Source organism: Streptomyces pseudovenezuelae, assembly GCF_001513955.1.
Classification (GTDB): Bacteria; Actinomycetota; Actinomycetes; order Streptomycetales; family Streptomycetaceae; genus Streptomyces; species Streptomyces pseudovenezuelae.
This window is the reverse complement of the sequence record NZ_KQ948146.1, coordinates 144,539-168,709: the sequence shown is the minus strand read 5'-3', so window position 1 is coordinate 168,709 and position 24,171 is coordinate 144,539. Positions and strand designations below refer to the sequence as shown.

Sequence of the window (24,171 nt, the reverse complement as noted above, 5' to 3'; positions counted from 1 at the left end):
CCGTAGCAGAGGTACCCCAGGGGGTATTTTTCCGCTCGGGGACCTGTGCCGTTACTGATCAGTCACGCGTAGGGTCGGAGGGACGTACACCGGGCGAACGAAGGGGTCAGGGCCATGGCGCAGGAGGTACGCGGAGTGATCGCACCCGGCAAGGACGAGCCGGTGCGGGTGGAGACGATCGTGGTGCCCGATCCAGGACCGGGGGAGGCCGTCGTCCAGGTGCAGGCCTGCGGGGTCTGCCACACCGACCTGCACTACAAGCAGGGCGGGATCAACGACGACTTCCCGTTCCTCCTCGGCCATGAGGCCGCCGGTGTCGTGGAGTCGGTCGGCGAGGGGGTGACCGATGTCGCGCCCGGCGACTTCGTGATCCTCAACTGGCGTGCCGTATGCGGCAATTGCCGGGCCTGTCTGCGAGGGCGGCCCTGGTACTGCTTCAACACGCACAACGCCAAGCAGAAGATGACCCTCACCGACGGCACCGAGCTCTCGCCCGCCCTGGGCATCGGCGCCTTCGCCGAGAAGACGCTGGTCGCCGCCGGACAGTGCACCAAGGTCGACCCCTCCGTCTCGGCCGCGGTCGCCGGGCTCCTGGGCTGCGGCGTGATGGCCGGCATCGGTGCCGCCATCAACACGGGCAACGTCGGCCGGGGCGACACCGTCGCCGTCATCGGCTGCGGCGGCGTCGGCGACGCGGCGATCGCCGGCTCGAACCTCGCGGGCGCTGCGAAGATCATCGCCGTGGACCTCGACGACCGGAAGCTGGAGAAGGCCCGCACGATGGGCGCGACCCACACCGTGAACTCGAAGGACTCCGACCCGGTCGAGGCGATCCGTGAACTGACCGGCGGCTTCGGCGCCGACGTCGTCATCGAGGCGGTCGGCCGTCCCGAGACGTACAAGCAGGCCTTCTACGCCCGCGACCTCGCCGGCACCGTCGTCCTCGTCGGCGTGCCCACCCCCGAGATGAAGCTGGAGCTGCCGCTCCTCGACGTCTTCGGGCGCGGTGGGTCGCTCAAGTCGTCCTGGTACGGCGACTGCCTGCCCTCCCGCGACTTCCCCATGCTGATCGACCTGCATCTGCAAGGCCGCCTGGACCTGGAGGCGTTCGTGACCGAGACCATCCAACTCGACGAGGTGGAGAAGGCGTTCGAGCGCATGCACCACGGCGACGTCCTGCGCTCGGTGGTGGTGCTCTGATGGCCGCTCGCATCGAACGCCTCGTCACCTCGGGGCAGTTCAGCCTCGACGGCGGCACCTGGGACGTCGACAACAACGTCTGGATCGTCGGTGACGACCACGAGGTGATCGTCATCGACGCCGCCCACGACGCGGACGCCATCCTGGAGGCCGTCGGCGACCGCAGGCTGACCGCCATCGTCTGCACCCACGCCCACAACGACCACATCGACGCCGCGCCCGCCCTCGCCGACCGCACCGGCGCCACGATCTGGCTGCACCCCGACGACCTGCCGCTGTGGAAGCAGACCCACCCCGACCGCGACCCGGACGCCCATCTGCGCGACGGCCAGGTCATCGAGGCCGCGGGCATCGACCTCCAGGTGCTGCACACCCCCGGCCACGCCCCGGGTGCGGTCTGCCTCTACGACCCGGGCCTCGGCACCGTCTTCACCGGCGACACCCTCTTCCAGGGCGGTCCTGGTGCCACCGGCCGCTCCTGGTCCCACTTCCCGACGATCATCGACTCGATCCGCGACCGTCTGCTCGCCCTGCCGCCCGAGACGAAGGTCCTCACCGGTCACGGCGACCCCACCACCATCGGCGCCGAGGCTCCTCACCTGCAGGAATGGATCGACCGTGGCCACTGACGAGGTCGTGCACGGCAGCGGCCAGAACGTCCTGCACTGTGCCCCCGACGGCCCGCCGCTGGACGGCGAGCGGGCGGCCCTCGACCTGATCGGCGACGCCATGGGCCGCGACGCCCAGGTGGTCGCCGTACCGGTGGCCCGGGTCCCCGAGGAGTTCTTCCGGCTGCGGACGGGTGTCGCGGGCGCGGTGATGCAGAAGTTCGTGACCTACCGGGTCCGGCTGGCGATCATCGGTGACGTCACCCGCCGGCTCGACGACAGCACGGCCCTGCGGGACTTCGTCCACGAGACGAACCAGGGCGGTCACATCTGGTTCCTGCCGGATCTGGACACCCTGGACGAGAAACTGCGCGCGGCCGGGTGACTCTCCCGTAAATCACGACAGAGGTTGTCCGGCTTCCCGGCCATGCTCGACGAGACATCGGGCGCAAACGGGAGGTCGGACATGTCACAGCCGCTGCGGGACAGGGTCGCACTGGTCGCCGGGGCCACACGAGGGGCCGGGCGCGGGATCGCCGTGGAACTGGGAGCGGCGGGCGCCACCGTCTACGTCACCGGACGCAGCACCCGCACCCGCCGCTCGGAGTACGACCGCCCCGAGACCGTCGAGGACACCGCCGACCTCGTCACCGCGGCCGGCGGCCATGGCATCGCCGTCCCCACCGACCACCTGGACCCCGTGCAGGTCCGCGCGCTCGTCGACCGGATCGCCGACGAGCAGGGCCGCCTCGACGTGCTCGTCAACGACATCTGGGGCGGCGAGCACCTCTTCGCGTGGGACAGCCCCGTGTGGGAGCACGACCTCGACGACGGCCTGCGGCTGCTCAGGCTCGCCGTCGACACCCACGCCATCACCAGCCACCACGCCCTGCCCCTGCTGCTGCGCCGGCCCGGCGGCCTGGTCGTCGAGATGACCGACGGGACCGACGCCTACAACCGCGAGAACTACCGCGTCTCCTTCTTCTACGACCTCGCCAAGACCTCCGTCATCCGCATGGCCTTCGCCCTCGGCCGTGAACTCGGGCCGCGCGGCGCCACCGCCCTCGCGCTCACCCCGGGCTGGCTGCGCTCGGAGATGATGCTCGACACCTTCGGCGTGCGGGAGGACAACTGGCGCGACGCCCTCGACCGCGTCCCTCACTTCGCCATCTCCGAGACCCCGCACTACGTGGGCCGCGCCGTCGCCGCACTGGCCGCCGACCCCGACGTGGCCCGCTGGAACGGCCAGTCCCTCGACAGCGGCTCGCTCGCCCGGACGTACGGCTTCACCGACCTCGACGGCAGCCGCCCCGACGCCTGGCGCTATCTGGTCGAGGTCCAGGACGCGGACAAGCCGGCGGACGTGACCGGTTACCGCTGAGGCGGTGTGCCGCTCGACGTCAGGGCCCAGCGCGCCGAGTGGCCCGGCGGCAGCGCGAGATCCTCCCGTACGGCCCGGTAGTACCCCTCGCGTCCGGCGCGCTGCCGGTCCATCAGTGCCTGCCACGCGGCCGGGTCACGCGTCCCGGCGCGCAGGAAGGCCTCCATCTCCATCACGGTGACGACCCAGGTCCGGGCCTGCTCCACCACCGCGGGGCTGCCGAGCAGGATCAGCGCCTCCCCGGCCGGGTCCCGTGCGATCGTCGCCTCGGCCAGCTGCGGCTCGGCCTCCTGGGGCGTCAGGGGGTGCGGGTGCGGATCGTTGCCGAAGTGGGCGGCGACCCGGTAGGTCAGCGTCACGGACCTCTTCAACGCCCGCGCGTATTCGGCGTACACCGCGAACTTCCGGTCCTCCCAGCGGGCCGCCTGCTCCCGCTGGAACCGCACCCGGTCGCCCCGCACGACCGCCAGATAGGAGCCGAGTGCGCCGATGACGACGCCGATGAGCGCGGGGAGCTGCTGTATGAACGCGGTCATGGACGCACGGTATCTGCCCCGTTGATCACCGAGGAGCTATCTTCGGCGCATGACCCACACCGAGCGCTTCGAGGGACACACGGCACTGGTGACGGGCGCCGCCCGCGGAATCGGCGCGGCGGTGGCCCGCAGGCTCGCCGAGGAGGGGGCGCGGGTCGTGCTGACCGACCGCGACGGGCTGGTGGTCGAGGACACGGCCGCGCGTCTGCGCGAACAGGGCCTCACCGCGCGGGCGTTGGAGTGCGACGTGGCGGACCGTACGGCGGTCGAGGCGGCCGTCGAGCACGCGGTGACGACGTTCGGCGCCCTCGACGTCCTGGTCAACTGCGCCGCCAGGTGCACCCCGGAGACCCCGCTCTTCGAGGACGACCTGGACGAGGAGTGGGCGCGGGACCTGGACATCACGCTGAGCGGCCCGTACCGCTGCTCGCGGGCGGCGCTGCCGCACCTGGTGGCCTCGGGACGCGGCGCGATCGTCAACATCGGCTCCGTCAACGGTCTCCAGGACTTCGGCAACCACGCCTACAGCGCGGCCAAGGCCGGTCTAGGCTCCCTGACCCGCACCCTCGCCGGGCACGCGGCCGCCCGCGGGGTCCGCGTCAACCTCGTCGTCCCTGGCACGGTCCGCACCTCCGCCTGGGAAGGGCGGGAGGCCGAGCTCGCCGGGATGCGGCGGCTGTATCCCCTCGGCCGGGTCGGCGAACCCGAGGACATCGCCGCCGCGGTCGCCTTCCTCGCCTCCCGCGACGCGGCGTGGATCACCGGCACCACGCTCGTCGTGGACGGAGGTCTCACCGCGGTCAACACGGGCTTCCACGCGACGGTCCATCCGGACCGCGGGGCTGCGTCGTGAGCTTTGTCACCGTTCCGTCCCAGCGTGCCCTGCGGTACAACGAAGTGGCTCGAAGACCTGGTTAGAGGTAAGAGATCGCAGGACCTATGAAGGGGACAGGGCCATGGGGGACATACGCAGACGAGGTGCCGTCGCACTCGGCATCACCGGACTCGTCGCACCGCTGACCATCGCGCTGGGCGCCACGCCCGCGCAGGCGGCCGGCTGCACCACGCAGGCGGGGCCGTACCAGAAGAAGGTCGAGAAGTTCCTCGGCCGCCCGGTCGACGGCAGGCAGTCCACCGCCGACTGCAAGGCGATCAGGGCCTTCCAGACCAAGCACGGCATCACACCGAACATCGGCTACGCGGGATCCGTCACCTGGGGCGTGATGGATCTCATGAACAAGCAGAAGGCCGTCGGCAGCAACCCCAACCGGGACGGCAAGTGCCCGACCAACAAGGGCCGCATCGCCTGCGTGAACCTCACCCTCCAGCTGAGCTGGATCCAGGACGGCTCCCGGCTCGTCTACGGCCCCGTCCCGGTCCGCACCGGGCGCGACGGCTACGAGACCCGCACCGGCCTGAAGAAGATCTACTGGCGTGACATCGACCACGTGTCGAACATCTACAACGTGCCGATGCCCTACAGCCAGTTCTTCGACGGCGGCCAGGCCTTCCACTCGGTGAATCTCAGCATGTGGAACCCGCCCGGCTCGCACGGCTGCACCAACATGACCCCGAAGGACGCCAAGAAGTACTGGTCCCTGCTGAAGACCGGCGACGACGTCTTCGTGTACGGCCGCAAGCCGGGCACCTGAGACACCAGGCGCCCGGCGTGACGACGGCGTCACGCGTCGGGCGCGTCCCCGAAGTCCGGGATCTCCAGCCTCGCTCCACCCTGCCGCGCCGAGTCGTGCGCGACGATGCCCGGCAGGGTGTAGCGGGCCGCCACCCAGGCGTTGACCGACGGCAGGGTGCGGTTGTTCACCGCGGTCACGAAGTCGTCCACCAGGAAGTGGTGGCTGCCCTCGTGGCCGTTGTGCAGATGGTCGAACTCCCGGGGCAGTCGCGCCCGGTCGTGCACCGGAGCGGACCCGGACGTGAAGGCGGCCCGCAGATCCGGCGCGATGTGCTGGAGTGACGGATCGTCAGGAGCCATGGTGGGCTTGGGCTCAAGCAGCTCACTGATGTCCTTCACCCCCTTCTTGTCCTGCCAGAAAGCGACCGTGGCGAGCTGCTCCATGCTCGCCTCCGTGCCGAAGAACCGGAAACGCGACTCCCGGATGTGGGACGGATAGCCGACCCGCCGGAACTCGTTCGTACGGAACGACCCGCCGCCCGCCACCTCGAACAGGGCGGTCGCGTTGGAGAAGTCGTTGCCGAACCGGCTGACCTCCTTGTCGAACACGCCGTCGCCGCGGTCGTCGACCACACCGATCGCCGACACGCTCACCGCGTGCGTCTGCCAGGCACCCAGCACCCCGCCCACCGAGTGCGTGGGGTAGAGCAGCGGGGGATAGCTGGCGGTCTCCTTCCACTTCTCGCCGCCGCTGTACTGGTACGCCTCGTAGAACCCGAGGTCCATGTCGTGGACGTAGTCGCCCTCGGCGTAGAAGAGCCGCCCGAAGGCACCCTCGGCGATCTGGTTGCGGGCGTGCACGGTCGCCGGGTTGTACTGGCTGGTCTCGCCCATCATGTACGTCAGCCCGGTCGCCCGGACCGCGTCGATGATCGCCGCTATCTCCTCGGTGGTGATGGCCATGGGGACCGCGGAGTACACGTGCTTGCCGGCGTTCAGGCCCTGGAGCACCAGGGGGCCGTGCGTCCAGCGCTGGGTGAAGATCGCGACCGCGTCGACCTCCTTCGACTCCAGCATGGCCTCGTAGGTGGGGAAGGTGCCGGCCAGTCCCTGCGCCGAGGCGAGCTGCTCGGCGCGTTCGGGCAGCAGATCGGTGACGTACACGTCGCCGACGCCGGGGTGGGCCTGGAACAGCGTCGCGAACTGGCCGGAGAACTGGCCGGCGCCGACGATGCCGAGGGAGAACGTCATGAAGTGCGTGCCCTTCACTGGTCGCGGGATCACTGCGAGAGGATCAGGTTGATCTGGTCGTTGGTCTGGTCGAGGCTGGTCACGGACCGGCCGTTGCCGAAGATGTCCTGCATGGCGGGATGCATCAACGCGTACACGTCCGCGGCGTAGTTGGTGATGGGGTAGGAGAAGGTCGTGAAGTCCTTCTTGTCGGCGACCGGCTCGGTGAAGGCCGTGACGTCGATCCCCTTCTTCCGGTAGGCGGCCACGGCGGCCGCGGTGCCGTCAGGGGTGGCGGGGAACACGATGCCGTAGCCGCCCACCGTCCTCTGGCACTCGTCCGACGCCAGGTACTTCACCCACTTGCGGGCGCCCTCCTTGTTGCGGGCGTTCTTGGTGATGGAGTCGGCGAGACCGTTCATCATGGTGGCCCGCTTGCCGGTGGGGCCCTCGGGCGTGACCGCGGTACGCATGTCCAGGCCCTTGAACCCGGCGTACGTCGAGATCATCCAGGCGCCGTCGAAGGCGGTCGCCGCCTTGCCGGCCGCGATCTGGGTGTTGGCCTGGTTGGACTGGGAGTTGTAGTCGGTGAAGGGCGCCATGTAGCCCTTCTTCGCCAGCCCGAAGTACCACTTGACGGCGGACTGGTAGGCGGGGCTGTCGTACTTGTACTTCGTGCCCCACCGCTTCTTGTCCGTGTAGCTCCAGCCGGCGGAGGCGGTGAAGGTGCTCCACTGGGTCTGGCCGTCGCCGTCCCCGCCGCCGTTGGTGGCGAGGCCGTACACCTTGACGTGGTTCTTGTCGAAGCCCGGCTCGTCGCCCCGCTTGCCGTTCCTGTCGACGGTGAGGTGGGCGACGGCCTTCTCGAAGCTGCCGCCGTCCCCGGGGTTCCAGGCGAGGTCGTTCAGCTGGGCCGCCGTGAGCCCGGCCGCGTCGGTCATCTTCTTGTTGTAGAAGAGGGCGACGGTGTCCCAGTCCTTGGGGGAGCCGTAGCGGTGGCCGTCCTGGCCCATCCAGTTGGCCGCGAGCCCGGGCTGGTAGGCGGACTCGTCGATGCCCAGGTCGTCGAGCGGTTCGAGGACCTTCAGGTCGGCGAACTGGCCGAACTTCTGGATGTGGTCGGTGAACACGTCCGGCTCGGTGCCCGCGATGAAGCTCGCGGTGAGCTTGGTCCAGTAGTCGTCCCAGCCCAACTGGGTTATTTTCACGTGCAGTCCGGGGTTGCGCTGCTCGAAGTCCTTGGCGCAGGCCTGGTAGGCGGGCTGCTGGTTGGAGTCCCACAGCCAGTACGTCACGGTGTGCGAGGAGGACCCCGCGGAGCCGCTCCGCGCACACCCCGTCAGACACAGGGCCAGTGCGCCGGCCAGTGCGGTCAGCGTACGAAGTCGCATCAGGAGTCCCTCACTTGATCCCGGTGAAGCTGATGGTGGACACGATGCGGCGGGCGAAGAACCCGAACAGCACCAGCATCGGCAGCGCGGCGATGAGCGTCGCCGCCATGAGGCCCGACCAGTCGACACCCGACTGCGGGGTCTGGGCGCGGAAGATGGCCAGCGCGACGGTCAGGACGCGGGAGCTGTCGCTGTAGGACACCATCAGCGGCCAGAAGTAGTCGTTCCAGGACGTGATGTACGTCAGCACGGCCAGGGTGAGAACCGGCGCGGACGCCATCGGCAGCAGCACCCGGAAGAAGATCCGCACCTTTCCGGCACCGTCCAGCAGGGCCGCCTCCTCGACCTCGCGGGGCACGTTCATGAAGAACTGCCTCAGGAAGAACACCGCGAACGGCGTCATGAACATCGTGGGCAGCGCGATGCCCAACAGGTTGTCGATCAGGCCGAGTTCCTTGATGAGCACGAAGTTGGGCAGCAGGGTGAAGATGGTCGGCACCATCAGCCCGGCCAGGAACAGCGCGAACACCTGGTCGCGGCCCCGCCAGCGCAGCCGGGCGAAGGCGTACGCGGCCATCGCGGAGAAGAAGATCTGGCAGACCGTCACCAGGGTCGAGACGACCACCGAGTTGAGCAGGTACCGCCAGAACTTCAGCCCGCCGCCCGCGCCGCCCTGGGCGATCGCGTCCTTCGTGGACTCCAGGCCCAGGGCGCGGGCGAATCCGGTGCCGGTCGGGTCCACCGGCAGCGGGTCGGAGGCGTGGGCGGCGAGCCCGGAGTTGGAGGACAGCGCGGTGCGCAGGATCCAGTAGAAGGGCAGCAGGGTCACGAGCACGATCGCGCCCATCGCCGTCCAGGCCAGGACCCGGCCGGGGGTGAGGGGGCGGCGCCCGGTGGGCCGTACACGTGTCGTCGTGGTCGCGGTGCTGGTCACGGCAGCCATGTCGAGTCCTTCCGGGTCAGCCGAGATCGGTCTGGCCGGCCCGGGTGAGCCGGTACTGCAGGACGGTGATCGCGCTCAGCACGACCAGGAGGGCGACGGACATGGCGGACGCGTAGCCGAACTGGAAGCGGCCGAAGGCCGATTGGTAGATGTAGAACTGGAGCACGTTGGTCGCGTTCGCCGGACCGCCCGCGGTCGTCACGGCGACGGTGTCGAACACCTGGAACGAACCGATCACCGTCATGATCAGAACCACCGCCAGCACCGGTCGCAGCAGGGGCATGGTGATCCGCCAGAACATCCGCCACTCGCTCGCGCCGTCCACCTTCGCCGCCTCGTACATGTCGTTCGGGATGGCCATGAGGCCCGCGAACAGCAGCAGCGCGGTGTAGCCGACATGCCGCCACACGTTGATCAGGGCGATCGTCGGGATCGCCCAGGTCTCGTCGGCGAGGAAGGGGACGCGGTCGAAGCCGAGCCCGGCGATGATCTCGTTGCCGATGCCGAGCTGGTTGTCGAGGATCCACAGCCAGACCAGACCCGCGACGACGTTCGACATCAGATACGGCGTCAGCACGATCCCGCGCAGCACCGGGGACTGTGTCAGACGCTGCAGGAGCACGGCGATGGCGAGGGCGGAGACCGTCTGGACGCCGATGTTGATGACCACGTACTCCACGGTGACCTTCAGCGACTCCCAGAAGATGGGGTCGTGGATCATCCGGTCGTAGTTGGCGAACCCGACCCACTCCGCGGGGGTCAGCAGATTGAAGCGGGTGAAGCTGAGATAGATGCCCCGCAGCGTCGGCCAGAGCAGGAAGACCACGAAACCGATGAGGGCCGGGGCGATGAACACCGCGGCCAGACGCCCGTCGCCCCCGTTCGACCGCCTGGAGGCCCGGTCCGTGCCCGGTTCGGTCCGTGCCCCTTCGGCGCCGCTGAGCGGCAGCCGCGACGGAGGGCTGCTGGAGGCGATGGTCATCGGGAGACTCCCTCGTCTGCGGTGGCGGCTCGTCCTCGGCCACTTACTTTTGTTGCGAAAGAATCCACCCGTCAAGAGGTCGGTCAACATCTTTTCAGTACCGCCTCGCCGCCTTAATCTGGGCATGTTGTTTTTACGTCGAAAGAAATCATGTGGGAGTCTGACCTTCATGACCGCAGTTGCCGCCAGCTGGCTACCCCTGAGCGCCGGTGAGCGCTCGGTGGCGATCGAGGTGCTCGTCCACGGCCCGCTGTCGCGCACCGAACTCGCCCACCGGCTCGACCTCTCCGCGGGCAGCCTCACCCGGCTGACCAAACCGCTCATCGAGTCGGGTCTGCTGATCGAGGTCCCCGAGGCGGGCGCCCCGGCCGAGGTGCGCCAGGGGCGCCCCTCGCAACCCCTCGACGTCGTCGCCGAGTCCCGGTCCTTCATCGGCTTCAAGATCACCGAGGACATGGTCTACGGCGTCGTCACCACCCTCCGGAGCGAGATCGTCGCCCGCCACGACCGGCCCCTCGCAAGCCACGACCCCGCCGAAGTCGCCGACCTGCTCGCGGAGATGACGCGCGAACTGGCCCGCTCGTACCCACGGCTCGCCGGCATTGGCATCGGGGTCGGCGGCTTCGTCCAGGAACGTGCCGTGGTCGGCGAGTCCCCCTTCCTGCACTGGCGGGACGTCCCCCTCGGTGAACTCGTCGAGGAGCGCACGGGGTTGCCGGTGGTCGTCGAGAACGACGTGGCCGCCCTCGTCGAGGCGGAGACATGGTTCGGCGCGGGTCGCGGCCTCGACCGCTTCGTCGTCCTCACCATCGGTGCCGGCATCGGCTACGGCCTGGTCATCGGCGGCCGGCGCGTCCCCTACGCCGAGGAGGACCGCGGCTTCGGGCGGCACTGGATCATCGACCCCCATGGGCCCCTCACGCCCGACGGCAACCGCGGCAGCGCGGTCTCCCTGCTCACCATTCCCAACATCCGCTATCAGGTGCAGGCCGCCACCGGCCGCGACCACACCTACGAGGAGATCCTCGCCCTCGCCGCGGCCGGCGACGCCATGCCCGCCCGCGTCATCGACGAGGCCGGGCGCGCCCTCGGTGTCCTGGTCGCCCAGATCGCCAACTTCGCCATGCCGCAGAAGATCATGCTGGCCGGAGAAGGCGTCGGCCTGATGGACGTGGCGGGCAGGACGGTCGAGGACGCGATCCGCTCCCACCGCCACCCCCTGGCCACCCCGATCGACCTGGAGACGAGAGTGTCCGACTTCCACGACTGGGCCCGGGGGGCCGCCGTGCTGGCGATCCAGGTGCTGGTCCTCGGTGCGGCCGAAGTGTGAAGCGGGCCACAGGTCTTGACAGGGGGCGCCAGCACCCGGGCGTGATCAGTAACACTGTCCGATATGACGGTTTCTGGTGTGATTACTCACGGCGCCTTCACTTCCGGAGCCGTATGCTTCACACCATGTCCACCACTGTTGAACCCGTGACCGATCGATCGGCCGACGAGGTCAACGAGGAGATCCGGGCCCTGTGGCGCCGGGCGGGCGGGACACTGAGCGGCGAGCAGCGCGAGGAGTATCAGCGCCTCGTCCTGGAGTGGGCCGCCGCCGCTCCGCAGCCGGTCCGGGCGGCCTGACCCGACGGACCCCGCGGGGCGTCACCGCCCCGCCTCCGGGCCCCCGTACGGGATGGGCCCTCTCCTCGTATCGACCTCGGCGGTCCGCCGCCCCGCCCCGCCCTGCCCACTTCGCCGCCCTCACCTTCCTCGGCCGGACCGGCGGCGGCGTCCCCGTGGTGTGCGGGGTGCCGCCGGCCGACCTCGCGGCCTGGCGGGACGGCCGGGTCTCAGCCCCACGTCGCCGAGTAGTACCGCTGATACGCCTTGCGGTCCTGTTCCGAGCGGATGTACCGGGTGGCCACCAGCGCGATCAGGCTCCCTCCGAGGACCAGCAGGCCGGGCCCGACGTTCCGGGTGTCCGTGAGCCGGCTCAGCAGGGGCGTCCCCTGTGCCCCCTGTACCGCCGCCGAGGAGCCGGGAGAGGCGGCACCCGGAGCGATCGAGCCCTGGGCGGAGGTGGCCGACGGCGCGGGAGAGGCGCCGCCCGCGGCGGCCGGGTTCGAGACGATCAGCTGCATGCCGAGCTCGGACAGGGCCTTCGTCACCGGCTGGAAGAACGTCGTACCGCCCTGGGTGCAGTCACCGCTGCCGCCCGAGGTGATGCCGAGCGCGATCCCCTCGGAGAACATCGGGCCGCCGCTGTCCCCGGGCTCCGCGCAGACGTTCGTCTCGATCAGTCCGGTGACCGTGCCCTCCGGGTAGTTCACCGTCGAGTTGACCCCCGTCACCTGACCGTCGCGCAGCCCGCTGGTGCTGCCGCTGCGGAACACCCGCTGCCCGATGGACGGATCGCCCGCGCCGGTGATCTGCACGCCCTTGCCGTTGCCGATGAACACCACACCGGCGCCGTCGCCCGCCTTCCCGTTGGCGTACTGCACCAGCGAGAAGTCGTTGCCGGGGAAGCTCTGGCTGACCGTCTTGCCGAGCTGGTTGGTGCCCCCGGTGTCCGCGAACCAGACGGAGCCGGTGGGTCCGCAGTGCCCGGCCGTGAGGATGAAGTCGCTCTGACCGTTGGTCACGTTGAAGCCGGCCGAACAGCGTCCGCCGGTCGACAGGATCGGCTGGGCCCCGTTCAGGCGGGGCGTGAAGCTGCCCTCGGTGCGCTCCATGCGGACGAAACCGCCGATCCCGTGGGCGACCTTCCCCATCGCGGCCCAGTCGGACGCCGAGACGGTGCTGTCACCCTGCACCACCACCTCGTTGGTCCGGTAGTCCATGGACCACGCGGTCCCGGCGACCCGGGGCGCGGAACGCAGGGTCTTCGCCGCCGACTTGAGCTCGTCCATGCTGTGCCCGACGACCTTCGCCTTCGCACCGGCCTTGCGCACCTCGGCGGCCGCCTGCTCGTCGGTGACCGCGACAACCGGCTTGCCGTCGGCGCCGATCCAGGTGCCGGCGGTACGGGAGCTGCCGAGTTGCGACACGAGATCCGTTCCCGTCTGCCCCGCCTTCATGGCGTAGGTGCGGGGCACGGCGGTGGTCGCGGGAGGCTCGCTCGCCACGGCTCGCGTGACCATCGCACCTCCCAGGAGGAGTCCGCCGACTGCCGCCAGCCGTGTCACTCGCCGGACGACCCGTCGTCGTGCGTGCCTCATGCGTGGCTCCCGAACCAGAACAAGCGGTGTCTGCACCGCGGGGCCCTCCGGTCGTTGAGCACCCTCCTTGCATACGCGCCCCGGGCCGGGCGCGTTCACGACAGCCGGTGATCCTGTGCGCCGAAATCCCGCCGAGGCGCCTCAACCAGCCATACCCCAAAGCGTGTTGGCCGGATCTCCGTGCATGCGAGTCTCCGTGCACAGTGGTCCTCGCGCACAGGGGTCTCCGCTCGTGCGGGGCCGAGCCCGAGCCCTGGCCCGAGCCCCGAAGCGTGCGCCGCACCTGCGCCGGTCGAACATGTTTGCCTAGACTTGCGACATGGACGACACGCAGCTTGAACGGCTCGGCAAGGGCAAGTACCTGCTGCTCACCAGCTTCCGCAAGAACGGCACGCCGGTCGCCACCCCCGTCTGGGTGGTCCGCGACGGGGACACGCTCGGCGTGTGGACGGTCGCCGACGCGGGGAAGGTGAAACGGATCAGGGCCCGCGCGGACGTCCTCGTCGGCCCCTGCGACCTGCGGGGCAACCCGACCGGCGACCAGATGCCGGCCACCGCGGAGATCTGTGACGCGGCGACCACCGCCCGCTACCGCAAGCTCCTGGCCCGGAAGTACGGCGTTCTCGGCCGGGTCACGCTCCTCGGCAGCAAGCTGCGCCGGGGAGCAGACGGCACGGTCGGGATCCGCGTGACCCTGTGATGACGAACGGGGCCCGGTCGGACCGGGCCCCGTAGCGAAGGTCACCTCACGCTGTCGTAGGACAGTGTGCTCACGGCCTGTCGAGCACCGTCCCGGTCAGCGCCGGCCTGTCGGGCAGCGGCTCGGCGTTGCGGTCGGTCAGCGCGACCCGCATCGACTCGGTCGGCTCGGCCAGCTGGTCCCGGACGGTCGGCGTGACGAAGTCCACGCTGGTGCTCCCGGGCGGGATGTTCAGCCACACCCACAGGTTCGCGTCGGACAGCCGGCGCTCGGGGTCGGGCACGTCACCGGACCAGTCCTTGAGCCACTGCGGGTCCACGTCCTTGGTGGACAGTTCGGTGCCCTCGGTGACCGGAAGCACCCGGACCGGCTCCCAGAGGTCCACCGTCACGGGCGCGTCGATGGAGAGCCGCCAGGTCAGCGTCTCTCCCTCGGTCACCCGGTCCGCGACCGGCGACAGGGTGATCACCGGCTCGGGGTCGTCGTTCTGGGCGGTGAGCCCGCCCCGGTGCGCGCCGACCACGGCGTTGTGCACGGCCTTGACCGCGATGTCGTGCTGCACGTCCTCGCCGTAGGCCGTGTCGCCCTTCACCTCGACCGGCACGTCGATCGCGTTGCTGCCCGGCCGCACGGTGACCAGCCTGCTCTCGGCCCGGCCGCTGTCCGGGGCGAGGACGTACACCCGGACCTTGCCGCTGCCGTGCCCGGAGATCTTGACCGGGATCCGGTAGGTGCGGGTGCCCGAGTCGCCCTCCTTGACGACCGTGCGGCCCACGTCGACGCGGGGCATCGCGGCCGCCCTGACCGCGGGCGTACCCGGCGCCCAACCCCAGGCGTCCATCAGCCACGCCCGCCCGGACCGCGAACGGGGCGTCAGCTCAAGGGACTTGACGTGCCGGAGATCGAGCCCGGCCCTGGTCGCCGCCGTCAGCGGGACCCGCAGCTCCTGCGCCCAGTAGGACGCGGTCCGCTCGGAACCCGGCAGGCCCGCCACCCTGGCCCGGCCCAGCGTGGCCCGGCGGTTCGCGGAGTCGGTGACGGACACGTCGAAGGTCGTGCCGGTGGTGTTCGGCGGTACGAAGACCCGCAGCGCGAGTTTCTGCGAGCCATGGAGGGAGACCGGCTTGGCAGGGGTGACGCGTGCGGCCCTGCCCGGTGCGGACCACTTCAGGTCCACCGCGCCGCGGCCGGTCTCCTTCTCCGTCTCCCACCACGCGAAGTGCGGGGACGAGCCGGGGGTGTCCGGGGCCAGACAGGCAGCCGCCGGGTCCGGGTCGACCGCGGCGCACAGCCGGGCTCCGGTCACCTTGGCACCGGCGTCGGGCAGGAAGCCGCCGACACGACGGCCGCCGACCGCGTGGGTCAGCACCCGTGCCGGGTCGGCGGAGGGGGCCCGCCTGCCGGAACCGTCGAGCAGCGGAAGCACCCGGTTGTCCCCGGCGACGAAGAGCCGGGCCGCCGCGGCGATGTAGGTGGAGCCCGCCTTGTGCTGCTGGGCGGCGGTCAGCCGGGTCGCGGCGCCCGGCGAGCACACCGGGTCCCGCTGGTCGGGGTCGGTCCCGAAGTCGTCGTCGGCCGGCGCCTCGGCCTGGCCCGGGGTCCACTCGCTGTTGAAGAAGTTGTGGTTGGCGCCGACCACGTAGACCGCGCTGTGCAGCGCGGTGCCCTTGCTGACGCCGCGGGTGCCGTCGACGAAGTCCTCGCCCTGCAGGTCCGACACATCGCCGTCGCAGCCGGGCAGCAGGGTCACGGACGGCACGTCGGCGACCGGATTCTGGCCGAAGATCGTCGGTCCGATGAGCACGGTCCCGCGCACCTTCCAGCGCACCGGCCCCCGGTAGCCGTCCTCGGCTGCCGGCGGCGGGTAGAGGCTGTCCATGGCGGCCCGGTTGACGCCCTCGCCGCCGCGCGAGTGGCCGACGAGCAGGACCCGGGAGAGATCCGCCTTCGGTGCCTCGCGTACGACCGCCGGGGCGGTGGAGCGGTGGGCGGTCCAGTCGGCCCAGCGGGCGAGATGCTGCCGTACCAGCGAGGAGCGCGCCTGTGCGCCGGCGTCCTCGGCCTGCCAGTCCTGGGCGTTGATGCCGTTGGCCGAGATCGAGACGGTCACATAGCCCTGGGAGGCCAGGAGTTTCTGGTCGCGCAGATAGCCCTTGTCGCTGGGGATCGGCTTGTAGCCCTCGGCGCAGGGCCAGTCGATGGTCACGTCGTCCTCGCTGCCCGGCTTGTAGCAGGTCGCGTGACGGCCGTGCAGGAACAGCGCGAGCGGCCGGCTGCCGGTGGCACCCTTCGGCGCCACCACCTGGGCGCGCATCTCGACCGGGGTGGCGAATCCCGGCAGACGTACCGGGGGGAGGTCGTACTCGCCGGTGACCGTGCGGTACGAACCGGGCTTCCCGGGATCGACACCGTTTGCCGGTGCCTGCGCGGGGAGCCGCACCCCCTGTGCGTCGGTCTCGCGCGGCTCCTCGGCCGCCGCGTCCAACCGGCGTCCCGCCGCGGTGACCTGCAGATCCGTCAGTCCGGTCGCGGCGGCCTTGTCGAGGGCGAGCCGGAAGGTCCGCCCGTCCTTCGCCGGTCTCGGCACTCCGAGCAGCCGGTTCCCGGTGCGGAACTCGACGCGTGCGTCCCCCATGGGCACGGTCTTCGGCGCGCGCCACACCAGCTCACGTGCCCCGCGCTCCCCGTCGATCCGCCACCCCGGCGGCAGTCCGTCGTCGTTCGTCGCGCTCAACGATCCCGCGTGGGAAGGCTGTTGAGCCTGTGCCAGTCCGGGCGATCCCGCCAGGGCCGCCAGTACCGCCACGGCGGTCACACATATTCGCCGGGCAGGGTTCAATGGTCTCTCCTCAAAACCCCGTGCGCAGACGTCCCGTCGGTCCCGGGCGCCTCTCGCGTCACGTAGGACGGGGCAGGGCCGTCTGTGGGTTGTCTGTGCGCGGCCGTGGATCGCGGCCCGGCGACGCGATCAAGCCAACGACCTCGTGGGGACTAGCGGATCACCGGACGGGGGAAGCGCTTGCCATGAGCCGAACTCCCCACCTCCGCGCGGCCGTCGTCGGCACCGGCCACCGCGCCCAGCTGTTCACCCGGGCCCTCGCCGCACGACCCGGCCACCGGGTCGCCGCCCTGTGCGATCCCAGCCCCACCCGCATGGCCTTCCACAACCGTCTGCTCGCCGAGGCCGGCGAACCCGCCGCCGTCCAGGGGGACCCCGACCACTTCGCCCGCCTGCTCGCCGAGGAGGACATCGACGAGGTCGTCGTCACCACCGTCGACGCCGCCCACGACCGCTACATCGTCCCCGCGCTCCGGGCCGGCTGCCGGGTGGTCACCGAGAAGCCGATGACCGTCGACGCCGACCGCTGCGCCCGCATCCTCGACACGGTCCGGGCCACCGGCAACTCCCTCACCGTCGCCTTCAACTACCGCTTCAACCCCGTGCACGAGAAGGTCCGGGCCCTGCTCGCCGACGGCGCCGTCGGCGAGATCCTCTCCGTGCACTTCGAATGGCTCCTCGACACCCGGCACGGAGCCGACTACTTCCGCCGCTGGCACCGCGAGAAGCGGCACAGCGGCGGCCTGATGGTCCACAAGGCGAGCCACCACTTCGACCTGGTCAACTGGTGGCTCGCCGACGAACCGCAGGAGGTCTTCGGGTACGGGCGGCTCGGCTTCTACGGCCCTGAGGCGGGCGCCCGCCACGGACTGCGCCGCGACTACACCCGGGCCCACGGGGCCGACCCGGCGGCCGACGACCCCTTCGCCCTCGACCTCGCGGCCGACGACACGCTGCGTTCCCTGTACCTCGACGCGGAGCGGGACGACGGTTACCTGCGCGACCGCAATGTCTTCGACGGGCCCGTCACCATCGAGGACGACATGGCACTCGTGGTCCGCCACGCCCGGGGCGCGACGATGACGTACCACCTCACCGCCTACTCCCCGTGGGAGGGCTACCGGGTGATGTTCAACGGCAGCGGGGGCCGGCTGGAACTGGAGGTCGAGGAGAGCCGCTGGCAGGAGCCACGGACCAGGATCACCTCGGCGAGCGGCGCACTGCACGGGGACACCGCGGCCGACCACGCGGGCGGCGCGCGTCTGACCCTGCGGCCGCTGTGGCAGCCCCCGGTCGAGGTACCGCTCGTGACCGCCCACGAGGCGCACGGCGGGGGAGACCCGCGCATGCTCGACGCGCTCTTCGGGCCGGTGGACCCCGGGGCGGGACCCGCGGGCGAGGACACCGGTGCCGCGACGCATCCGACGGCCACCGAACGGGACGGTGCCCTGGCGCTGGGCGTGGGCATCGCCGCCAACCGTTGCTTCGAGACGGGGCGGCCGGTGCGGGTACGAGACCTGATCCCGGGGGCGTGGTGAGGCCCGGGGGCTGTCGAGGTGTCAGCTCCAGGCGCGGTAGGGCTCGTCGAGCAGCTGGAAGACCGGCTCGCCGCGGACCGGGTCCTTGGCCGTCGACATCCGCACCCGGTCACCGCTGTGGATCACGGCGGGCGGGCCCATGACCCGGCCCCGGACGACGAATCCCTCGGCCAGCTCGATCAGCGACACATTGCGGGCGGCGGGCGTGTTGCGGTGGACCACGGTGGAGTGGCGGACCGTGCCCACCCCCTCGCTGCGCTCGGTGCGCAGGTCACCGCCCTGGCAGACCGGACACAGCAGCCGGTGGTACATGGTCGTGCCGCACCAGGTGCAGCGCTGGAAGAGGATCGCGTCCGTGGCCGGAGCGGCGGGCTCGAGTACGCCCGTGCCGAAGCCGGCTGCCTGACGAGCAATGCCTGAGTGGTGGTACACGCTGGTCAACTCCCTGCGCTCGGCCGGAATCCCACGTGCCCGGGTAACCGTGCACGGACGTGCGCGGCTCCCGTGCCGCCGTGCACACCGTCAGCGTATGGCACTGAGTGTCAGCCGTAAAGGTACTGCGTACCCTCAACTTGCGCGGAAAAGAAGTCGGGGGTCGTGCGGCTCAGTCCCGTTCGAGCGTGGACTCGATCTCCTGGACCACCCGCCACAGCGGGGCGCCGCGGCGGGAGACGATCACCACCACGTCCTCGGGCGGTGCGTCGGCGGCCGGGGCGCCGGCCGAGCCGAAGGCGGCCTGGACATAGCCGAGCGCGTGCTCCACCGCCTGCTCGGCGTCGCCGTGCCCGTCCGAGCGCAGCCAGGAGCGCAGGGCGTTGTTGTGCGCCGCGGCCACGGCGGCGGCGATCACGTCGGCCCGCAGCGTCCCGTCGTGCAGCCCTTTCAGGCGCCCGCGCAGATACTCGGCGAAGGCGCGCTCGTAACGCCACACCACGGACAGCTCGTAGGCGCGCAGCCCCGGCACCTGCTTGGTGAGGCGGTAGCGCTGCACCGAGAAGGTCGGGTTCTCGGTGTACATGCGCAGCACCAGCCGCACCGCCTCGCAGACCCGTTCCAGCGGGTCGCACCCGGGGTCGCTAGCGGCCAGGAAGGCGGTCATGTCGGTCAGGCACCGCTCGTGGTCGGGGAAGACCACGTCCTCCTTGGACGGGAAGTACCGGAAGAACGACCGGCGCCCGACTCCGGCGAGCGCGACGATGTCGTCGACGGTGGTCTGCTCGTAACCCCGTTCCAGGAACAACTGGAAGGCGGCCGCGACCAGCGCGTCCCGCATGGCGGGCTTGGTGGAGCTCATGGTCGCGAACGTAGCACCTGAACCATCGATATGGCACTGGGTGCAGCTTTGTGAGGGAACTGAGTGCAGTCATGTGCGTTGTCGGTCGACTGCTCCGCCGCGTAATATCGGCGCCCGCCCGCCGAGGAGTCCCGCATGCCCCGCCGCCCCGCCCTCCTGTACGTCACCGACCTCGCCTACCGGGCCCGCGGGCGCCGCTACTGCGACGAGGACATCCATCTCACCTCGCGCCTGCGGGAGGACTTCGACCTCGCCCTGTGCCATCCCCGGGACGCCGCCGCGCTGGCGGACGGCTTCGACGCGGTCGTCGTCCGCAACAGCGGGCCGGTCCTGGCCTACCAGGAGGCCTACGACGCGTTCCGCGAGGGGGCGCTGCGCAACGGCACGCGCGTGTACAACCCCTTGTCCGGCAAGGCCGACATGGCGGGCAAGCAGTACCTGCTCGACCTCACGGCCGCGGGGTACCCCGTCATCCCGACCGCCGACCGTGCCGAGGACCTGCACCGGCTGCCGGCCGCGGACCGGTACGTCGTCAAGCCCCGGCTCGGCGCCGACTCCATAGGCCTGCGGATCGTGTCGGCCGCCGACGTGCGCGGCCACCTCGACGGACAGGTCCTCGTCCAGCCGTGCGTCGACTTCGTTTACGAGGTGTCCTTCTACTTCGTCGACCACGACTTCCAGTACGCCCTGTACGCCCCGCACGTGGAGCGGCGCTGGGCCCTGGAGCCGTACCGGCCCACCTCCGACGACCTGGAGTTCGCCCGGCGCTTCATCGACTGGAACGCCCTCGGCCACGGCATCCAGCGCGTGGACGCCTGCCGGGCCCCCGACGGCGGACTCCTCCTGGTGGAGCTGGAGGACCTCAATCCGTATCTCTCCCTGGACGCCCTGGACGACGAGGGCAGGGACGCCTTCGTCGCGGCCATGAAGACATCCCTGCACGGGTTCCTGGCCGCCCCTCGCCGATGAGCGGCAGGCGGGGGAGAGCGCGCACGCACTGAACTCCCGGGCCCGCGGCGCCGTATCACTTGCCGGGGGACGGCCCAGACCCGTGTGCGCGGGACGGAAGGAGACCAGGATGCCGACACCGTCCGACCGAGGGGTGCCGCCGGACGGGCCGCCCATCGAACCCATCCGGGTACTGCGTCCGCGCCGCACCGACGCGCTCGCCGAACTGATGAAGGACCTGCCGCCCCGAGCGGCCGTCGGATACGAGTCCTTCGCGCTGCCCGGCCCGCAGGCGGCGACCGAGGACGCGACCGAGGAACTGCCCCCCGTCAGGGACGACCGCGCCCGGCGCTCCCGTGATCTCCCTCGGGGACGGATGCCGGGACTGCCCCGCGCGGCGGTCGCGGCGGCCGTGACCGCGGCCGCCGTGATCGGCTTCGGCTGCGCTCTTCTGCTCGCCGATCGTGGGGAGAGCGCCGCAGCGGCGGCCCCGCGGCCGAGCGCGACCGTGTCGGAGGCCCCCACCCCCACTCCCACGGCCTCCGGCGCCACCGACCCCGACGGACCCGGCACCCTCCGCCAGGGAGACAGCGGCCCCGAGGTGAGCGACCTCCAGGAACGCCTGCGGCACATCCCGAACGTCTACGACAACGGCTCCACCGACGGCACCTACGACACGACCCTGACCGAGGCCGTGGCCCGCTTCCAGCTCTGGTACGGCATCCGCGGCGACGAGGACGGTGTCTACGGCGACGACACGAGGCGGGACCTGGAGTCCCGTACGGGCGGCTGAGCGAGGAAGATGGCGGCATGGACGTCTTCACCGACCGGCTCGACCCCGACATGTGTGTCGTGACCGCCGCTGCCGGCGGCGACCGCGCGGGTTGTCTCGTCGGGTTCGCCTCACAGTGCTCGATCGAGCCCGTGCGGTACGCGGTGTGGCTGTCGAAGGCCAACCGCACCTACCGGGTGGCCCGTACCGCGCACCGCCTCGCCGTCCATCTGCTCACCCGCGAACAGCGGGGCCTCGCCGAGCTGTTCGGCGGGGAGACGGGGGACCGCACGGACAAGTTCGCCCGGGTCCGCTGGCGGGAGGAGGCCGGTGGGGCCGTCGTGCTGGACGAGGCGGCGGCCTGGTTCGTGGGCAGGGTCGTACAGCGGGTCGAGGGCGGTGACCACGAGGGGTTCGTCCTGGAACCGGAGACGTGGGGCGGGCGTGCGGGCACCGAGGGCGCCGATCTGCTGCGGCTGTCGGACGCGACCTCCATCTCGCCCGGCCACCCGGCGGACTGAGCCCGCACGCCCGTACCGCGGACGGCCCGGCGGCTCACTCCGCTTCGGACGGCACCCGGATGTCCACCACGCAGACGTCGTCGCGCCGCTCGCCCTCCAGCACCGAGGCCAGCAGCGGGGCCAGCGAGCCGGGCTCGTCCGCGTGGTGGACCGCGACGGCCGCCGCGAGCCGGTCCAGCCCGTGGTCGATGCCCTCCGAGGGCCGCTCGACCAGGCCGTCGGTGTAGAAGAGGACGCGGTCACCCGGCTCCAGGACGCAGCGTGCCTCCTGGAAGTCCGGATCGGAGCACGCCCCCAGCAGCATGCCGAGCGGGCGCTCCAGATAGCGCACCTGTCCCTCGCGCACCAGCAGCGGGGGCGGATGGCCGGCCTGCGCCCACTCCAGGCAGCGCTCGACGGGGTCGTAGCGGGCCAGGACCATCGTCGCGGTGCCGTGGGAGTCGCGCGAGTGCAGCAGCAGGGTGTTGAGACGGGTGAGCGCCCCGGTCAGCGACGAGCCCGTGATGACCATGCCCTTGGCGGTGAAGCGCAGTTGCGCCATCGTGGCCACGGCGTCGATGCCGTGCCCGGCGACGTCACCGACCACGAACAGGGCGTCGCCGTAGGGCAGTTCGATGGCGCTGAACCAGTCGCCGCTGACATGGATCCCCGACTGGGCGGGCAGATAGGCCACTTCGACGCGCAGGCCGGCGAGGCTGACCGGCCGGGTGGGCAGCGGCAGCAGCGCGTGCTGGAGACGGGCGGCCAGGGTCCGCTCGGCGTGCAGCACCCCGTGCTGCGTCACGATCTCCTGCTCGCTCTGGACGAGCGCCAGTTCGGCGTTGCGCTGTGCGGTGAGGTCCTGGACGAAGCCGTGCACCTCCACGGGTTCGTTCTCGGTGTCCGTCACCACTTCGGCGACCATCCGCAGATGGCGGACCTCGCTCCCGGCCCGGATCCGGAACGGGACGTCGAACTGGACTCCCGAGCGCACGAGTTGCCGCACGGCGTGGGCCAGCACCGCGGTGTCCTCGGGCAGCGCGAGCCCCGGAAGGTCGGCCAGCCGGACCGGCCCGAGCTCGGGGTCCCGGTTCATGACGAGGAAGGTCTGCGAGGACCAGCTGCCCTCGCCGGTGACCAGGTTCCAGTTCGCCCAGCCCAGGTTCCCCAGCCGCTGTACGTCCGCCAGGCGCTGTTCCTGCCGGTCGGAGGAGTCGTGGCGGACCCAGGTGACGACCAGGGCGCCGCCGAGACGGGCCGCGTGCAGGGCGTAGGTGGACAGTTCGGCGGCGCCGTCCACGACCTCCTGGTAGGCGAACGGCTCGCCCTCGAACGGCTCGCCGGTGGTCAGTGTGCGCAGACAGCCGTGCCACACGACGTCGTCCGCCATGCTCGGGAAGCACTCCAGGATCCGCCGGCCGAGCAGCTCGCTGCCGGTGCGGCCCGCGACGTCGACGGCGTGCTGGGTGGCGGCGTCGATGCGGTAGTCCGCGACCTCTCCGGAGGGGCCGCGCAGCGGCGTGAGCAGCATCGCCGAGCCCGGCAGCGCGTCGAACACGGGCTGGGCGGCGGCGGCCGCTTCGGCGGTGCTGTGCTCCGGCCGGGCGCCGAAGGACCGCAGCCAGCCCGCGCACAGCCGGACGACGGCCCGCAGGAGCTGCCGGTCCTGCGACGAGAACGTCCCGCTCCGCGCGCGCATGATCCCGATGCAGACCTCGGCCTCGTCGCCGCTCGGCACCGGCAGCCAGGCGCGGGACAGCCAGCGCTCGGGCGGGTCCCCTATCAGCAGGTGGCGGTCCCGGTCCGTCGCGAAGTCCTCCAGCCAGCGCGGCTCCCGGGCCCGCAGCGCCTCAAGGGCGGCGATGCCGTTCAGCGGCGGAACCTGCGCCCACTGGGCGGCCAGCGTGGCGTCGACGCCGGCATGGCCGATCAGTTCGAGCCCTCCGGTCCGTAGGGAACGGAACAGCAGCAGCGCGTCGGCGTCGACGTCCGCCCTGAGCTCCTCCAGGAGACAGCCGGCCAGGTCCTGGGGAGTGGCCACATGGACGAGGGCCTTGCCGAGCCGGCCGAGCGCCGTGAAACCGTCGTCCAAGTCGCTGGTGTCCCGCCCGGCGGGCATGGCGGTACCCGGCCGGACGGAGCGAGGACCGGTCGGTGCCGGAATCGCGGACAGGGTGGCGCCGTGAGGGCTGTCGCCGACGCGGGGTTCCGTGGGGGTGCCGAGGGGTTCGGTGGGGGTGCCGAGCGGGCGCAGGGAGCCGAGGGTGATCCAGCACTCCTCCAGCAGCGTGCGGTTGCCGGCCTTGGCGCGTTGCAGCAGATCCTCGCCGGCGGCGTCCGGGGTGCACCCGGTCAGCGCCATGATCGCGCCCTTGGCACGCTCCACGACGGCCGAGGTGGCGGCCTGGTCCCGCAATCGGTCCATTTCGGCACGTTGCCTGGCCACGACCTTGGCCAGCGCGGCCATGTC

Annotated in this window: 23 protein-coding genes; 13 read left to right on the top strand and 10 right to left on the bottom strand. The window is 71.1% G+C overall.

The window, feature by feature from the left end; translation table 11 throughout:
* Positions 1-114: 114 nt before the first annotated feature.
* The 4 genes from AQI94_RS12920 to AQI94_RS12905 all read left to right on the top strand — a co-directional run bounded on the left by AQI94_RS12920 (position 115) and on the right by AQI94_RS12905 (position 3,189).
* Positions 115-1,200, top strand: coding sequence for an S-(hydroxymethyl)mycothiol dehydrogenase (locus AQI94_RS12920; RefSeq protein ID WP_031038956.1), 1,086 nt, complete (start codon positions 115-117; stop codon positions 1,198-1,200).
* Positions 1,200-1,829, top strand: a complete 630-nt coding sequence (locus AQI94_RS12915) for an MBL fold metallo-hydrolase (protein WP_007386653.1) — start codon at positions 1,200-1,202, stop codon at positions 1,827-1,829. Before AQI94_RS12920 ends, AQI94_RS12915 begins: the two co-directional genes overlap by 1 nt.
* Positions 1,819-2,193 (top strand): DUF4180 domain-containing protein, encoded by a 375-nt coding sequence (locus AQI94_RS12910; protein WP_031038963.1) that lies wholly within the window; start codon positions 1,819-1,821, stop codon positions 2,191-2,193. The genes AQI94_RS12915 and AQI94_RS12910 overlap by 11 nt, the downstream gene beginning before the upstream one ends.
* Before the next feature lie 81 nt (positions 2,194-2,274).
* A complete protein-coding gene (locus tag AQI94_RS12905) occupies positions 2,275-3,189 on the top strand; it encodes an SDR family oxidoreductase (RefSeq protein ID WP_031038967.1) in 915 nt (304 codons plus the stop codon).
* Here AQI94_RS12905 and AQI94_RS12900 read toward each other — a convergent pair.
* Positions 3,180-3,725 (bottom strand): hypothetical protein, encoded by a 546-nt coding sequence (locus AQI94_RS12900; RefSeq protein ID WP_031038970.1) that lies wholly within the window; start codon positions 3,723-3,725, stop codon positions 3,180-3,182. The genes AQI94_RS12905 and AQI94_RS12900 overlap by 10 nt on opposite strands.
* Before the next feature lie 49 nt (positions 3,726-3,774).
* Here AQI94_RS12900 and AQI94_RS12895 point away from each other — a divergent pair, with 49 nt between their 5' ends.
* Both AQI94_RS12895 and AQI94_RS12890 read left to right on the top strand, forming a co-directional pair.
* Positions 3,775-4,578: an SDR family NAD(P)-dependent oxidoreductase gene (locus tag AQI94_RS12895; protein WP_031038973.1), complete on the top strand. Its 804-nt coding sequence runs from the start codon at positions 3,775-3,777 to the stop codon at positions 4,576-4,578.
* A 103-nt stretch (positions 4,579-4,681) separates the two neighbouring features.
* The gene (locus AQI94_RS12890) at positions 4,682-5,377 is read left to right on the top strand and encodes a L,D-transpeptidase family protein (RefSeq protein WP_031038976.1); all 696 of its coding nucleotides are present in this window, start codon (positions 4,682-4,684) and stop codon (positions 5,375-5,377) included.
* 29 nt (positions 5,378-5,406) lie between these two features.
* On the opposite strand, the gene AQI94_RS12885 is transcribed toward AQI94_RS12890, so the two are convergent.
* From AQI94_RS12885 to AQI94_RS12870, 4 genes are read right to left on the bottom strand one after another with little or no spacing between them, the layout of a single operon-like run.
* Positions 5,407-6,609, bottom strand: coding sequence for a Gfo/Idh/MocA family protein (locus AQI94_RS12885; RefSeq protein ID WP_031038979.1), 1,203 nt, complete (start codon positions 6,607-6,609; stop codon positions 5,407-5,409).
* A gap of 29 nt (positions 6,610-6,638) precedes the next feature.
* Positions 6,639-7,979 carry an ABC transporter substrate-binding protein gene (locus tag AQI94_RS12880; RefSeq protein WP_031038982.1) on the bottom strand — a complete coding sequence of 447 codons (1,341 nt, stop codon included), beginning with the start codon at positions 7,977-7,979 and terminating at the stop codon, positions 6,639-6,641.
* A gap of 10 nt (positions 7,980-7,989) precedes the next feature.
* Positions 7,990-8,922 (bottom strand): carbohydrate ABC transporter permease, encoded by a 933-nt coding sequence (locus AQI94_RS12875; RefSeq protein ID WP_031038985.1) that lies wholly within the window; start codon positions 8,920-8,922, stop codon positions 7,990-7,992.
* A gap of 16 nt (positions 8,923-8,938) precedes the next feature.
* Complete coding sequence (locus tag AQI94_RS12870) at positions 8,939-9,904, bottom strand: carbohydrate ABC transporter permease (protein ID WP_031038988.1); 966 nt, start codon at positions 9,902-9,904, stop codon at positions 8,939-8,941.
* A 169-nt stretch (positions 9,905-10,073) separates the two neighbouring features.
* Here AQI94_RS12870 and AQI94_RS12865 point away from each other — a divergent pair, with 169 nt between their 5' ends.
* Positions 10,074-11,234: an ROK family transcriptional regulator gene (locus AQI94_RS12865; protein ID WP_031038992.1), complete on the top strand. Its 1,161-nt coding sequence runs from the start codon at positions 10,074-10,076 to the stop codon at positions 11,232-11,234.
* A gap of 113 nt (positions 11,235-11,347) precedes the next feature.
* On the top strand, positions 11,348-11,533 hold the full coding sequence (locus tag AQI94_RS12860) for a hypothetical protein (protein ID WP_007386663.1): 186 nt from the start codon (positions 11,348-11,350) through the stop codon (positions 11,531-11,533).
* Between the two features lie 209 nt (positions 11,534-11,742).
* Here the strand turns inward: AQI94_RS12860 and AQI94_RS12855 are convergent, their stop codons facing one another.
* Positions 11,743-13,110 (bottom strand): S1 family peptidase, encoded by a 1,368-nt coding sequence (locus AQI94_RS12855; RefSeq protein ID WP_031038994.1) that lies wholly within the window; start codon positions 13,108-13,110, stop codon positions 11,743-11,745.
* 319 nt (positions 13,111-13,429) lie between these two features.
* Between AQI94_RS12855 and AQI94_RS12850 the strand changes: the two genes are divergently transcribed.
* Entirely contained in the window at positions 13,430-13,810 is a 381-nt protein-coding gene (locus tag AQI94_RS12850; protein ID WP_031038997.1) for a PPOX class F420-dependent oxidoreductase, read from the top strand.
* A 70-nt stretch (positions 13,811-13,880) separates the two neighbouring features.
* Here AQI94_RS12850 and AQI94_RS12845 read toward each other — a convergent pair whose 3' ends face one another.
* Complete coding sequence (locus AQI94_RS12845) at positions 13,881-16,625, bottom strand: alpha/beta hydrolase (RefSeq protein WP_031038999.1); 2,745 nt, start codon at positions 16,623-16,625, stop codon at positions 13,881-13,883.
* Between the two features lie 209 nt (positions 16,626-16,834).
* Here AQI94_RS12845 and AQI94_RS12840 point away from each other — a divergent pair, with 209 nt between their 5' ends.
* A complete protein-coding gene (locus AQI94_RS12840) occupies positions 16,835-18,187 on the top strand; it encodes a Gfo/Idh/MocA family protein (protein WP_031039002.1) in 1,353 nt (450 codons plus the stop codon).
* A gap of 21 nt (positions 18,188-18,208) precedes the next feature.
* On the opposite strand, the gene AQI94_RS12835 is transcribed toward AQI94_RS12840, so the two are convergent.
* Both AQI94_RS12835 and AQI94_RS12830 read right to left on the bottom strand, forming a co-directional pair.
* A complete protein-coding gene (locus AQI94_RS12835; protein ID WP_031039005.1) occupies positions 18,209-18,619 on the bottom strand; it encodes a Zn-ribbon domain-containing OB-fold protein in 411 nt (136 codons plus the stop codon).
* Positions 18,620-18,791: 172 nt separating this feature from the next.
* Complete coding sequence (locus tag AQI94_RS12830; protein WP_031039008.1) at positions 18,792-19,481, bottom strand: TetR family transcriptional regulator; 690 nt, start codon at positions 19,479-19,481, stop codon at positions 18,792-18,794.
* Between the two features lie 135 nt (positions 19,482-19,616).
* Between AQI94_RS12830 and AQI94_RS12825 the strand changes: the two genes are divergently transcribed.
* From AQI94_RS12825 to AQI94_RS12815, 3 genes are all read left to right on the top strand, one after another.
* The gene (locus tag AQI94_RS12825) at positions 19,617-20,450 is read left to right on the top strand and encodes an ATP-grasp domain-containing protein (protein ID WP_031039010.1); all 834 of its coding nucleotides are present in this window, start codon (positions 19,617-19,619) and stop codon (positions 20,448-20,450) included.
* A gap of 109 nt (positions 20,451-20,559) precedes the next feature.
* Positions 20,560-21,222 (top strand): peptidoglycan-binding domain-containing protein, encoded by a 663-nt coding sequence (locus AQI94_RS12820; protein WP_031039014.1) that lies wholly within the window; start codon positions 20,560-20,562, stop codon positions 21,220-21,222.
* Between the two features lie 17 nt (positions 21,223-21,239).
* Complete coding sequence (locus AQI94_RS12815; protein ID WP_031039018.1) at positions 21,240-21,722, top strand: flavin reductase family protein; 483 nt, start codon at positions 21,240-21,242, stop codon at positions 21,720-21,722.
* A 34-nt stretch (positions 21,723-21,756) separates the two neighbouring features.
* On the opposite strand, the gene AQI94_RS12810 is transcribed toward AQI94_RS12815, so the two are convergent.
* A complete protein-coding gene (locus AQI94_RS12810; RefSeq protein WP_031039021.1) occupies positions 21,757-24,168 on the bottom strand; it encodes a SpoIIE family protein phosphatase in 2,412 nt (803 codons plus the stop codon).
* Positions 24,169-24,171 lie beyond the last annotated feature (3 nt).

Coding starts and splice junctions, on each gene's coding strand:
- AQI94_RS12905 (WP_031038967.1), top strand. CDS start 2,275: ATGTCACAGCCGCTGCGGGACAGGGTCGCACTGGTCGCCGGGGCCACA.
- AQI94_RS12875 (WP_031038985.1), bottom strand. CDS start 8,922: ATGGCTGCCGTGACCAGCACCGCGACCACGACGACACGTGTACGGCCC.
- AQI94_RS12815 (WP_031039018.1), top strand. CDS start 21,240: ATGGACGTCTTCACCGACCGGCTCGACCCCGACATGTGTGTCGTGACC.
- AQI94_RS12855 (WP_031038994.1), bottom strand. CDS start 13,110: ATGAGGCACGCACGACGACGGGTCGTCCGGCGAGTGACACGGCTGGCG.
- AQI94_RS12900 (WP_031038970.1), bottom strand. CDS start 3,725: ATGACCGCGTTCATACAGCAGCTCCCCGCGCTCATCGGCGTCGTCATC.
- AQI94_RS12820 (WP_031039014.1), top strand. CDS start 20,560: ATGCCGACACCGTCCGACCGAGGGGTGCCGCCGGACGGGCCGCCCATC.
- AQI94_RS12870 (WP_031038988.1), bottom strand. CDS start 9,904: ATGACCATCGCCTCCAGCAGCCCTCCGTCGCGGCTGCCGCTCAGCGGC.
- AQI94_RS12850 (WP_031038997.1), top strand. CDS start 13,430: ATGGACGACACGCAGCTTGAACGGCTCGGCAAGGGCAAGTACCTGCTG.
- AQI94_RS12880 (WP_031038982.1), bottom strand. CDS start 7,979: ATGCGACTTCGTACGCTGACCGCACTGGCCGGCGCACTGGCCCTGTGT.
- AQI94_RS12830 (WP_031039008.1), bottom strand. CDS start 19,481: ATGAGCTCCACCAAGCCCGCCATGCGGGACGCGCTGGTCGCGGCCGCC.
- AQI94_RS12885 (WP_031038979.1), bottom strand. CDS start 6,609: ATGACGTTCTCCCTCGGCATCGTCGGCGCCGGCCAGTTCTCCGGCCAG.
- AQI94_RS12895 (WP_031038973.1), top strand. CDS start 3,775: ATGACCCACACCGAGCGCTTCGAGGGACACACGGCACTGGTGACGGGC.
- AQI94_RS12860 (WP_007386663.1), top strand. CDS start 11,348: ATGCTTCACACCATGTCCACCACTGTTGAACCCGTGACCGATCGATCG.
- AQI94_RS12915 (WP_007386653.1), top strand. CDS start 1,200: ATGGCCGCTCGCATCGAACGCCTCGTCACCTCGGGGCAGTTCAGCCTC.
- AQI94_RS12810 (WP_031039021.1), bottom strand. CDS start 24,168: ATGGCCGCGCTGGCCAAGGTCGTGGCCAGGCAACGTGCCGAAATGGAC.
- AQI94_RS12890 (WP_031038976.1), top strand. CDS start 4,682: ATGGGGGACATACGCAGACGAGGTGCCGTCGCACTCGGCATCACCGGA.
- AQI94_RS12865 (WP_031038992.1), top strand. CDS start 10,074: ATGACCGCAGTTGCCGCCAGCTGGCTACCCCTGAGCGCCGGTGAGCGC.
- AQI94_RS12920 (WP_031038956.1), top strand. CDS start 115: ATGGCGCAGGAGGTACGCGGAGTGATCGCACCCGGCAAGGACGAGCCG.
- AQI94_RS12840 (WP_031039002.1), top strand. CDS start 16,835: ATGAGCCGAACTCCCCACCTCCGCGCGGCCGTCGTCGGCACCGGCCAC.
- AQI94_RS12825 (WP_031039010.1), top strand. CDS start 19,617: ATGCCCCGCCGCCCCGCCCTCCTGTACGTCACCGACCTCGCCTACCGG.